The 13,063-nt window shown below is 57.9% G+C and carries 6 protein-coding genes; 2 read left to right on the forward strand and 4 right to left on the reverse strand.

Going from position 1 to position 13,063, the window contains the following annotated elements; translation table 11 throughout:
• The first annotated feature begins 123 nt into the window (after positions 1-123).
• Together BQ7483_RS04755 and BQ7483_RS04760 are read left to right on the forward strand one after the other, a co-directional pair.
• Positions 124-3,312, forward strand: a complete 3,189-nt coding sequence (locus BQ7483_RS04755; protein ID WP_072545064.1) for a UvrD-helicase domain-containing protein — start codon at positions 124-126, stop codon at positions 3,310-3,312.
• A gap of 85 nt (positions 3,313-3,397) precedes the next feature.
• The gene (locus BQ7483_RS04760; RefSeq protein ID WP_072545066.1) at positions 3,398-6,292 is read left to right on the forward strand and encodes a PD-(D/E)XK nuclease family protein; all 2,895 of its coding nucleotides are present in this window, start codon (positions 3,398-3,400) and stop codon (positions 6,290-6,292) included.
• On the opposite strand, the gene BQ7483_RS04765 is transcribed toward BQ7483_RS04760, so the two are convergent.
• From BQ7483_RS04765 to BQ7483_RS04780, 4 genes are all read right to left on the reverse strand, one after another.
• Entirely contained in the window at positions 6,270-7,493 is a 1,224-nt protein-coding gene (locus BQ7483_RS04765; protein WP_072545068.1) for a sugar MFS transporter, read from the reverse strand. The two genes, BQ7483_RS04760 and BQ7483_RS04765, sit on opposite strands and share 23 nt — an antisense overlap.
• Before the next feature lie 29 nt (positions 7,494-7,522).
• Positions 7,523-8,524 (reverse strand): aldo/keto reductase, encoded by a 1,002-nt coding sequence (locus BQ7483_RS04770; RefSeq protein WP_072545069.1) that lies wholly within the window; start codon positions 8,522-8,524, stop codon positions 7,523-7,525.
• A gap of 170 nt (positions 8,525-8,694) precedes the next feature.
• Positions 8,695-10,815, reverse strand: a complete 2,121-nt coding sequence (locus tag BQ7483_RS04775) for an HRDC domain-containing protein (protein ID WP_072545428.1) — start codon at positions 10,813-10,815, stop codon at positions 8,695-8,697.
• A gap of 198 nt (positions 10,816-11,013) precedes the next feature.
• A complete protein-coding gene (locus BQ7483_RS04780; RefSeq protein WP_022021472.1) occupies positions 11,014-13,035 on the reverse strand; it encodes a protein-disulfide reductase DsbD family protein in 2,022 nt (673 codons plus the stop codon).
• Positions 13,036-13,063: the final 28 nt, after the last annotated feature.

The raw sequence follows: 13,063 nt of genomic DNA on the forward strand, positions 1-13,063 counted from the left end.
CGGGACTTTTCTTTTTCCAACGGGACGAACCGACAAGGGACGGAAAGGATTTTTCCGGACGGAAAAGGCGCGTAATCCGTGCCTTCTTTGTACCTTTGCGTATCATCCATCTGAAGACTGACTATGGAACTACTTGTCTACAAAGCATCGGCCGGATCGGGAAAGACGTTCACCCTGGCCGTGGAATATATCAAACACCTCATCGCCAACCCGAGGGCGTACCGGCAGATCCTGGCCGTGACCTTCACCAACAAGGCGACGGGGGAGATGAAGGAACGCATCGTGCAACAGCTGTACGGCATCTGGAAGGGCGACCGGGACTCGGAAGCGTACCTGAACCGCATCCGCGAGGATCTGAAGGACCGCATCCCCACCGAGGAACTGAGACGGAGGGCGGGAACGGCCCTGCTGTACATGCTGCACGACTACAGCCGCTTCCGGGTGGAGACGATCGACTCGTTCTTCCAGTCGGTGATGAGGAACCTGGCCCGCGAACTGGAGCTGAGCCCGAACCTGAACATCGAACTGAACAACGCGGAGGTGCTGGACGAGGCGGTGGACAGCCTCATCGAGAAGCTGACGCCGGACGCACCGGTGATGGGCTGGCTGCTGGACTACATCAACGAACGCATCGCCGACGACAAGCGCTGGAACGTGTCGGACGAAATCAAGAGCTTCGGACGGAACATCTTCGACGAGAGTTACCTGGAGAAGGGAGACCGACTGAGGGAATGCCTGGGCGAACCGCAGATGATGAAGCTGTACAAGGAGGCGCTGAAGGAACTGGAAACGGAGGCGCTGGAGCAGATGAAGGCGTTCGGGGAACAGTTTGAAGGGGAACTGGAGGGACACGGACTGATGCCGGAGGACCTGAAGGGGGGAGCCCGGGGCATCGGGAGCTACTTCCGCAAACTGAAGGACGGAAAGCTGACGGACAAGGACGTGGTGAACGCCACCCTGAAGGGATGCCTGGCCAGCGCGGACAACTGGAGCGCGAAGACGTCGAAGCAGCGGAAGGAGATTACGGACCTGGCGGAAAGGAACCTGATGCCGCTGCTGCAGGAGGCGGAACGCCTGAGACCGCAACGGAACCGGACGGTGAACAGCTGCCGCCTGACACGGCAGCACCTGAACAAGCTGCAACTGCTGAACCACATAGACGAGGAGGTGAAGACGCTGAACCGGGAACAGAACCGCTTCCTGCTGTCGGACACGAACGCCCTGCTGCACCGGCTGGTGAAGGAGGGGGACCCGTCGTTCGTCTTCGAAAAGATTGGTACGACCATCCGCAACGTGATGATTGACGAGTTCCAGGACACGAGCCGCATGCAATGGGACAACTTCCGCCTGCTGTTGCTGGAAGGACTGGCTCAGGGCGAGGACAGCCTGATCGTGGGCGACGTGAAGCAGTCCATCTACCGCTGGAGAAACGGCGACTGGCGCATCCTGAACGGGCTGGACCGGAAGCTGGACCACTTCCCCATCCGACTGGAGACGCTGAAGGTGAACCGACGGAGCGAGACGAACGTGATAGACTTCAACAACCGGGTGTTCAAGGAGGCGGTGGAGTACCTGAACGGCAAGCACCTGGAGGAACTGCAGACGGAATGCACGGAACTGAAGGTGGCCTACAGCGACGTGGCTCAGGAATCGCCCAAGGAGACGGCCAGGGGCTACGTGCGCGTGGACTTCCTGGAACCGGACGAGGAGAACGACTATGCGACAGTGACGCTGGAGGCACTGGGCGAAGCGGTGAAGGAGCTGCTGGCCGGAGGGGTGAAGATGAACGACCTGGCCATCCTGGTGCGCAAGAACCGGAACATCGCCACGATAGCGGACTACTTTGACCGGGAGCTGAAGGTGCCGGTGGTGTCGGACGAGGCGTTCAGGCTGGATGCTTCGCAGGCGGTGTGCATGCTGGTGGACGCCCTGCGCTACCTGACGGACGAGACGGACAGCGTGGCCCTGGCCGCCCTGGTGATGAACTACCGGACGGGGGTGAAGGGAATCGCGGAAAGCCCGGACTACCTGACGGCGGAACGGCTGACAGACTACCTGCCCGGGGAGCTGGCCACCCGCCGCGAGGAACTGAGGCTGATGCCGCTGTACGAACTGCTGGAGGAGCTGTTCGGGCTGCTGGAAATGAAGAGGCTGGAGAAGCAGGATGCGTACCTGTTTGCCTTCTTTGACGCAGTGACGGACTACCTGCAGAGCCACTCGTCGGACCTGGACGGATTTCTGCACTACTGGGACGAAACGCTGTGCATGAAGACCATCCCGAGCGGAGAGCTGGAGGGCATCCGCATCCTGTCCATCCACAAGTCGAAGGGACTGGAGTTCCACACGGTGCTGATCCCCTTCTGCGACTGGAAGACGGAGAACGAGACGAACAGCCAGCTGGTGTGGTGCTCGCCGAAGGAGGGACCGTACAACCGGCTGGGACTGGTGCCGGTGAACTACTCGCCGGCGATGGCGGAATCGGTGTACCGGGAGGACTACCTGGAGGAACGGCTGCAGCTGTGGGTGGACAACCTGAACCTGCTGTACGTAGCCTTTACGCGAGCGGGAAAGAACCTGCTGGTGTGGAGCCGGAAGGACCAGCGGGGGACGATGGCGGAACTGCTGGGCTATGCCCTGCCCCGCCTGGCAGCCGGAGGACACGGGACCTGGGACGAGGATGCGGGACGCTACGAACGGGGCGAGCTGTGTGCCTCGGAAGAGAAGGCGGAACGGGAGGTGACGAACCGGCTGGCCCGGAAGGCCACGAAGCGGCCGGTGGTGATGGAGAGCCTGAAGCACGAGGTGGAGTTCAGACAGTCCAACCGCTCGGCGGACTTCATCGCGGGCGTAGACGAGGAGGAATCGGAACAACGGTTCATCGACCGCGGACGGCTGCTGCACACGCTGTTCTCGGCCATCCGCACGGAAGCGGACATCGACGAGGCCATCAGCCGCCTGGTGTTCGAGGGGGTGATAGGACGACAGGAGACGGAGGAGGAAATACGGGCACTGACGCAACGGGCCTTCGAACTGCCGCAGGTGAAGGAGTGGTACGACGGGACGTGGCGGCTGTTCAACGAATGTGACATCATCTGGACGGAGAACGGGGAGCTGAGGAACCGGCGTCCGGACCGCGTGATGATGAAGGACGGACGGCTGGTGGTGGTGGACTTCAAGTTCGGCAAGCCCAGCAAACAGTACATCCGGCAGGTGAAGGACTACATGCAGCTGCTGACGCGCATGGGGTATGACCCGAAACAGATGGAAGGATATCTGTGGTATGTGACGGAGGGAAGGACAGAGAAGATTTAAGTATTAAATATTAAATATCAAATATCAAATATCAGATATTAATTCTCAATTCTCCATTTTCAATTATCAATTCTCAATTCTCAATATGGAAACATTTCTGCAACTGGTAGCACAGGATTTATATAAGAAGGTGGGAAACGACCTGAGCCGTACGGTGGTGGTATTCCCCAACAAACGCGCGAGCCTGTTCTTCAACGAACAGCTGGCGGCACAGAGCGACCGGCCGCTGTGGTCGCCTGCGTACGTGAGCATCAGCGACCTGTTCAGGCAGCTGTCGCCGTGGAAGGCGGGAGACCCCATCCGGCTGGTGTGCGAGCTGTACCGGGTGTTCCGCGAGGAGACGAAGAGCGAGGAGACGCTGGACGACTTCTACTTCTGGGGCGAACTGCTGATCAGCGACTTTGACGACGTGGACAAGAACCTGGTGGACGCGGACCGGCTCTTCAGCAACCTGCAGGACCTGAAGAACATCCTGGACATACCCGACTACCTGGAACCGGAACAGGAGGAGGCGATACGGGAGTTCTTCGAGAACTTCTCCATCGAACGGCGGACGGAGCTGAAGGAACGCTTCATCAGCCTGTGGGACAAGCTGGGCGACATCTACCGCCACTACCGCAGCCGGCTGGAGGAACTGGGCATCGCCTACGAGGGCATGATGTACCGCCGGGTGATGGAGGAGCTGGACACGGACCGGCTGGCGTATGACCGGTATGTGTTCGTGGGCTTCAACGTGCTGAACCGCGTGGAGCAGGCCTTCTTCCAACGGCTGCAGGAAGCCGGAAAGGCGTGGTTCTACTGGGACTACGACGTGTTCTACACCCGGCGTCCGGCCGAAGCTGACCCGCCCTACCGGCACGAGGCGGGGGAATTCATCCTGCGCAACCTGAAGCTGTTTCCCAACCAGCTGCCGGAGAGCTGCCTGGACGTGATGAGCCGGCCCAAGCGGATCCGCTTCCTCTCGGCACCGACGGAGAACGCACAGGCCCGCTTCCTGCCCCGCTGGATGGAAGAGCTGGACCTGCCGGAAGGAGCCCGACAGAAGGAGAACGCCGTGGTGCTGTGCAACGAGGCCCTGCTGGTGCCGGTGCTGCACACCCTGCCCGAAGAGGTGAAGGACGTGAACATCACCATGGGATTCCCGCTGGCACAGACACCGGTGTACAGCTACATCAACGCCCTGACGGAACTGCAGACGGACGGATACCGGGCGGACAGCGGACGCTATACCTACGAGGCGGTGACGGCCGTGCTGAAACATCCGTACGTGAGGCAGCTGTCGGCCGAAGCGGAACGGCTGGAACGGAGGCTGACGCAGGACAACCGCTTCTATCCCCTACCCTCGGAACTGAAGGCGGACGCCTTCCTGGAGCAGGTATTCACCCCGCAGAACGGCATAGAAGCCCTGTGCGCCTGGCTGACGGAACGCATCAAGGATGTGTCGGTCCTGTACCGGAAACCGCAGGAAGAGGACGAAAAGGACATCTTCGGGCAGCTGTACCGGGAGTCGCTGTTCAAGGGATATACGCTGGTGAACCGATTGCTGAACCTGATGGAAACAGGCGAACTGGCAGGCATACGGACGGACACGCTGAAGCGGCTGATGAACCGCCTGCTGACGGCGGCCAACATCCCCTTCCACGGCGAACCGGCCATCGGCATGCAGGTGATGGGCGTGCTGGAGACGAGAAACCTGGACTTCAGGAACCTGATAGTGATGTCGCTCAACGAGGGGCAGCTGCCCAAGGCGGGAGGAGAGTCGTCGTTCATCCCCTACAACCTGCGCAAGGCGTTCGGGATGACGACCATCGAGCACAAGAACGCGGTGTATGCCTACTACTTCTACCGCCTGATGCAGCGGGCGGAGAACGTGACACTGATGTACAACACCTCGACCGACGGGCTGAACCGGGGAGAGATGTCGCGCTTCATGCTGCAGTTTCTGGTGGAATGGCCGCACGACATCCGGCTGGAGTATCTGGAGGCCGGACAGTCGCCCCAGACGGAACGGACCATCTGCGTGGAGAAGACACCGGAGACGGTGGAGCGGATGTGCCGGAAATACGACATCGGCCGGCATCCGAAGGCCTTCTTCTCGCCCTCGGCCCTGAATGCCTACCTGGACTGCCGCCTGCGCTTCTACTACCGCTACGTGGCGGGCCTGAAGCTGCCCGACGAGGTGACGGCGGAGATTGACTCGGCCCTGTTCGGCACCATCTTCCACCGATCGGCGGAACTGGTGTACACCGACCTGACGGAACACGGGAAGGAAGTGCGCAAGGAGGACCTGGAGCGGCTGCTGAAGAACGAGGTGAAGCTGCAGGGATACGTGGACCGGGCCTTCAAGGAGGAATTCTTCCACGTGAAGGAGGACGAGCAACCGGAATACAACGGGACGCAGCTGATACACGCAAAGGTCATCGGCTCGTACCTGCGCCAGCTGCTGCGCAACGACCTGCACTATGCCCCCTTCTGCATGGAAGGCATGGAACAGGAGGTGAGGGAAGCCCTGGACGTGGATACGCCGGAAGGCAGACTGACGATGCAGATAGGGGGTACCATCGACCGCATGGACAGCAAGGACGACACCCTGCGCATCGTGGACTACAAGACGGGAGGACAGCCCAAGACACCGGAAGGCATCGGGCAACTGTTCACCCCGGCGGAAGGAAGGCCCAACTACATCTTCCAGACCTTCCTGTATGCGGCCATGATGTGCCGCAAGCAGCCGAAGAAGGTGGCCCCTGCCCTGCTCTACATCCACCGCGCGGCACAGGACACGTACTCACCCGTCATCGAGATGGGAGCGGCCCGACAACCCAAGCTGCCGGTGACCAACTTCGCCCTGTACGAGGACGAGTTCCGCGAACGGCTTCAGGCGCTGCTGCAGGAGATATTCGACCCGAAGGTGCCCTTCAGCCAGACGGAACAGACGCGGACCTGCGAGTACTGCGACTTCAGGAGGCTGTGCGGGAGGTAACAAGTCGACGGGCATACAGCCATACGACCACATAGGCTACCAACGGGACGGAAAAAGACAGGACCATCGAAGAATGATCGGCCACAAACCCCATGAGCAGCGGACCTACCACACCACCTACCGGAGACATCATCAGGAAAGAGGAAGCACGCTTGGTGTGACTGCCCAAGCCCCGTAACGAAAGGGCGAAGATTGTGGGAAACATGATGGCCTCGAACGCATAGCCACACAGCAAGGCAACCAGGGAGACATAACCCACATCGAGCAAAACAACCGCCGTCGTAATGACCGTACCGGTGGCGCAGACGAACAGCATCTTCTCGGCCCGAACACGCCGCATGATCCAACTGCCGGCAAAACGCCCCAGCATGAAAAGCGTCAGTCCGCCGAACGACAGCACGAAGGAAGCGTCACGCGCATTCATCCAACCTTGCTCCACCACGTAGTTGATGAAGAAGCTGTTGATGGAAATCTCACCGATTTCGTAGGCGAACAAAGCAACCAGACCAAAAACAAAAAGAGGATGCTTCCACAGGCCGACCTTATGTCCCTCGGCATCGACTTCATCGACATGCTCTATCTCGGGCAACTTGACGCGGGAAAAGACAATGGCCACCAGCAGCACCACGATGCCCATACAGGCGTAAGGCAATGCGACATTGCCCGAACCGCTGCTGCCGTCGTCGGAAAACAGCAGCAACCCCGTCAGAATGGGAGCACAGATGCACCCCAGGCCGTTGAAAGACTGGGCAAAGTTCAGACGACTGGCAGCCGTCTCACGCGGCCCCAACTCCGTGGCATAGGGATTGGCGGCCGTTTCCAGAAACGTCAGTCCGCAACCGATGACAAACAGGGCAAAGAGGAACATGCGGTAGGACATCCATTCCTGCCCGGGAATGAAGAGCAGCGAACCGATACCGTAAAGTACCAGTCCGAACACCACTCCCCGACGATAGCCGAAACGGTTGATGAACAGTCCGGCCGGAATGGCCATGACAAAATAGCCCATGTACATCATAGCCTGTATCAAGGCCGACACCGACCGGTTGATGTGCAGGAGTTCCTGAAAATGTTTGTTCAGTACGTCCAATATGGCATGGGCAAAGCCCCACAGAAAAAACAACGAGATTATCAGTACGAAAGGCACCAGATATTGTTCCCCCACCAGGGCGGCCCTTCCTGTCATTTTTGTATGATTCATTGATATATGGTTTTCTTGATCCGTTCCTCTTATTTGCTTATTATATTTTCGATCTCGGCCAATTCGTCCTCACTGAAGTCCGTACAACGCAAGGCTGCCAGGTTGTCGTCCAACTGTGCGACGGAGCTGACACCAACGATGACCGACGTTACCAGACGGTCCTTCAGCAGCCAGGCCAGTGCCATCTCGGCCAATGTCTGTCCGCGCCGGCGGGCCACTTCGTTCAAAGCCCTCACCCGTCCCATCACCTCGCCGGTCAACGCCTCGGCCTTGAGAAAACCGCCGCGTGCCACACGTGAATCCGCAGGAATTCCGTCCAAATAACGCCCGGACAACAGCCCCTGGGCCAACGGAGAGAAAGCGATGAAACCGGTACCGTTGGCCTCGGCCTGTTGCAACAGGCCCTTTTCCTCGACAGAACGGTCCAGTAAATTGTACCGGCCCTGATAAAGCAGGCTGGGGACATCATGAGCCTTGAGGTAATCGTAGGCCTGCTGTGCCACCTCGGGAGGATATTTGGATATGCCCACATAGAGAGCCTTGCCCTGGCGGACCACATCAACCAAAGCCTGCATGGTCTCTTCGAGTGGTGTTTCGGGATCGTACCGATGGGAATAGAAAATATCCACATACTCCAGATGCATGCGTCGCAGGCTCTGGTCCAGACTGGCCATCAGTGACTTGCGGGAGCCCCACGTTCCGTACGGACCGGGCCACATGTCGTGTCCGGCCTTGGTCGAGATGAACAGCTCGTCGCGATAGGGAGCAAAGGAATGTTTCATAATCTGCCCAAAGGTTTCTTCCGCACTGCCGGCCGAAGGACCGTAATTGTTGGCCAAATCAAAGTGGGTGATGCCGCAATCGAACGCATGATGCAGCTTGCGGCGGCTTTCGGCCAACGTGTCCACATCACCGAAATTATGCCACAATCCCAGTGAAATTTCGGGCAGCAAAATGCCGCTACGTCCTGCCCTCCGATATTTCATTCCTGCCTCGTAGCGACCGGAGGCAGCTTGATAGACTTCTTCCATTTACACTTCATTGTCTTGCAATCCGGGATACGCACCATCCGTTTCATGAATACAGCTGTGCCCCAGCTCTGCATTTTAACGGGTGCAAAGGTAATGATAAGCATCCACAAATAAAATACCACCAGCCATTTGCAAAGATATTTATCAGCCCCCTTAGGCTTATTTCACCATTATTTTTCAGTCTGTCGATAATCGGCCACCAGCTCCAGCAATTCCTCTCCATACTTTTCCACAGCCTTTTTCCCCACGTAAGGAATGGTGAGCAGAAAGTCCGGCGAATCGGGCAGCAGGTTGGCAATGCCCAACAAGGCTTTCTGCTGAAGGATGGTATAGGCCGGCAATCCCAGCTCGGCAGCCTTGGCGGCACGCCAGGAACGCAACGCTTCAACGAGTTCGGGATGGAGAATATCCTGAGGAACTTCAGCCTTCTTTTCCTTCACGGATTTCTTCCGCGCAGTCTTGGATGTTTCGGAAAGTTCGATGGTCAGACGGTTCTTGCAGGTCAGGTAATCGGCCACGACAAAGTCATGGCCTTCCGTCCATGCCAGGAGGCCGCTCTTCAGACGCAGCTCCATGAGCAACTCGGCAGCGGCCTCGTCCAAGCGTTTCTTGAGTGTCTTGTTGTCGGTCGTCACCGGATGGTCTTCAAACAGCGAAAGCAATGCGGCAACCGGCTTGTGCAGATAGACGGCCGCTGCATGAAAACGCTGTTGCAGATAAGCATCGTGGGTATAGTCGGCACTGGCCGCTATTAGCCGATGGCATTGGGACACGAACTTCTGCCCCACTTCACCCAGTTCCTTGACCGGACCTTCGGCCTGTGTTTTCAACGCACTGAGCAACTGCGGATAGAGGCGGTACAAGTGTTCGTCCACCAGACGGAGATAGACATGGAAGAGACGAACCAGGCGGGAGAAGCCGAAAAGGCCCGACACCTGATCTTCAAAATACGCCTGCTCCAGGGTGGATATACGGGCGGCATTGGGAATCTGTTCGGGTATGTGGTGTACAAAGTCGGTGACTACGGTATCGGAAATGACCGATGACGGCCGGACCGGCTCGCTCAGCACCAACCCCTCCAGACTGCGACAACGGCTGAGGGCCACATAAGCCTGGCCGGGAGCAAAGGCCTGGCCGACGTCAATGATGGCTTTGTCGAACGTCAGTCCCTGGCTCTTATGAATGGTAATGGCCCACGCCAAGCGCAAAGGGAATTGTTGGAAGGTGCCCAACAGAGTTTCCGTAATTTCTTTGGTTTCGGGGTCCAGAGAATACTTGCAGTTGGTCCACTCTTCACGGTCGAGGGCTATCAGCTGTCCGTCTTCGGTTTCTACCTCCAACGGTCCTTCCTCGGAAAGCGACACGATTCGTCCCAGCATACCGTTATAATACCGGTGCTGCCCGGAAAGGTCGTTCTTGACAAACATCACCTGGGCACCGACTTTCAGCACCAGCTCCTCTTCCGTAGGATACATGTAGGCAGGGAAATCATCCGTTATCACAGCACGAAATGCCCGTTCGGCTCCAGGGAGTTGCTTCAAGCGGGAAGCATTCAGGTCGTTGGCCTTCTGATTATGAGTTGTCAGATAGATATAGCCACGCGGCTGGCGGGAAGCAAAATCGGGCAGGCAACGGCGGTTGAGACACTCCAGTACCGAAGCATCCACCCGATTGTCGCGAATGCAGTTCAGCAGATCGAGAAACTCGGCATTGTTCTGGCGATAGACCTTGGTCAGCTCCACCGTCACATAACCGGCCTGCTCCAGCGCATGACTGCCGAAGAAATAAAAGTGAGGATAATAGGGCGAAAGCAGTTGCTGGTCCTGCTCCTTGACGACAGGCGACAGCTGCTGCAAGTCGCCTATCAGGAGCAACTGCACTCCGCCGAAAGGCTTGTGACGGTCACGGTACCGGCGCAGCACGTCGTCGACGGCATCGAGCAGATCGGCCCGCACCATACTGATTTCGTCAATGACCAGCAGGTCGATACTACGCATGATGTTGACTTTCTCCTTGCTGAAGCGATACTGGTATCGGGCCTCTCCTCCGAAATGGGACTCGGGGACGAAGGGCGCGAAAGGCAACTGGAAAAAGGAATGGATGGTGACGCCTCCCGCATTCATGGCCGCCACACCGGTGGGAGCCAGTACAATCATACGCTTGGTAGACCGCTCACGGAGACTGCGCAGAAAAGTCGTCTTTCCACTACCGGCCTTGCCGGTCAGAAACAGATTGACGCCCGTATACTCCGCCAGCTTCCAGGCCAGTTCCAGTTCGGGATTAGATTCTATCGAAACCTCAGACGCCTGAGGAGCCATTCCGGTATCCAGTTTGTTCGCATCCATATCCATACATTTATATCATATATCATGCATTACCTGTACATATGAAAAAACGGCACAGAGAACAGGGATTTGTCTTGTGGGAAAAAAGAACCTCCACAACCATCCGCATTCTCTGTGCCAGAAAATATCTACCGAAAGCTGCGTTTATTTCTTCCGGTTATAGTTGTCCAGTCCGGTCTGGAGGAAGTCGATGTAGAGATCGATGTCCTCGTCGTAGGAATAGGACTTGTTGAGGGGCTTGCCTTCGTTGTCGATAAGGACGTAGAAGGGCTGGGCGTTGGCACCGAACTTGACGCGCTGCAGGTAGCTCCACTTGTCGCCTACGGTGCGGAGGGTACGCTCCTTGCCGTTTTCCATGACCTTGATGGGTTCAGGCAGGCGGGTCTTGTTGTCCACATAAAGCGTGATGAGCACGTAGTCGTTGTTGATGAGGTCGGCCACCTGCGTATCCGTCCAGACGGAGAGCTCCATCTTGCGGCAGTTGACGCAACCATAGCCGGTGAAGTCCAGCATCACGGGCTTGCCGTGCTCGCGGGCATACTTCATACCGGCATCGTAGTCGTCGAACTGGGCATGCACCTCGTTGTTGTAAAGGTTGAAGTCCTGCGTCTGCATGGGCGGAGCAAAGGCACTGACCGCCTTCAGCGGAGCACCCCACAGGCCGGGAACCATGTAGACGGCAAAAGCCAGCGAAGCCAGCGCCAGGAAGAAACGGGGCACGCTGACCTTGGTATTGTCGTCGTCGTGGGGAAACTTGATCTTGCCCAGCAGGTAGAAGCCCAGCAGGGCGAAGAGCACAATCCAGAGGGCGAGGAAGGTCTCACGGTCGAGGATGCGCCAACCGTAGGCCAGGTCGGCCACGGAGAGGAACTTCAGCGCGAATGCCAGTTCGAGGAAGCCCAGCGTCACCTTGATGACGTTCATCCATCCGCCCGACTTGGGCATGGACTTGAGCCACGAGGGGAAGAGGGCGAAAAGCGTGAAAGGCAGGGCCAGGGCGATGGCAAAGCCCAGCATACCGATGGCCGGAGCCACCACATTGCCCGTAGTGGATACCTGTACCAGCAGGAAGCCGATGATGGGACCCGTACAAGAGAAGGATACCAGCGACAGGGTGAAGGCCATGAGGAAGATGCTCAGCAGGCCCGTAGTAGCCTCGGCCTTGCTGTCGACGGCATTGCTCCAACGGGAAGGCAGGGTAATCTCGAACGCACCGAAGAACGACGCGGCAAACACCACCAGCATGAGGCAGAAGAAGATGTTGAAGATGGCGTTGGTGGAAAGGGCGTTGAGCGCATTGGCTCCGAAGATGGCGGTAATGGCCACACCCAGCGCTACGTAGATGACCACGATGGAGGCACCGTAGGTCCAGGCATCGCGGACGCCTTTCTTCTTGTCCTTGCTGCGCTTCAGGAAGAAGCTGACGGTCATGGGGATGATGGGCCACACGCAGGGAGTGAACAGGGCCAGCAGACCGCCCACAAAACCGGTGATGAAAATGTAGAGCCAGGACATGTCTTCCTGTGAAACAGGCTCGCCCAGGGCACTCAGCTCATCGATGACGGGGCTCCACCAGCCGTTGTCGGAAACCTGGATGGAGGTGGAACCGTCGGCACCGCCGATGACGCCAATTGTGGCAGCAGCTGTAGCCGTATCGACGGGCGTTGCGGACGGAGCAGCGGCATCACCGGCCGGAGTGGCGGCAGCAGCACCATCGGCCTTACCGGAAAAGCTGAACTCCACCTGTGTAGGCGGCAGACAGTTCTCGTCGTTGCAGGCACCATATTCCAGATAGCCCGTCACCTGGTAGTCGCCACCGGTAAGGCGGAGCTTCTGGACGAACTGGGCCGTATGCTCGAAGTAGCGCACATTCATCTCAAAGAGTTTGTCGAACGACGACACTTCCTTGCCCACGGGACGGAGCTTGCCCGAAAGCTCGGCTCCGACCAGCTTGTCGGTATTGAACGTGGCCGAAATGGGACCTCCGTCGCCCAAGTCGGTAGAATAGACATGCCAGCCGGGATCGATGGTGGCGGTAAACACGACTTCCACCTCGGTGGCGGAAACATTTTTCCACTCAGTCTTGAACTTCACCGGCTCCTGAATCTGGGCATGCACGGCGAAGGCCAGAAAAGAGATAATCAGAGAAAACCAAATTTTCTTCATTAGTTGAAAACGATATTAGTTCAAGTTA

It is taken from the genome of Mediterranea massiliensis (assembly GCF_900128475.1).
In the GTDB taxonomy this organism is placed as follows: Bacteria; Bacteroidota; Bacteroidia; order Bacteroidales; family Bacteroidaceae; genus Bacteroides; species Bacteroides massiliensis_E.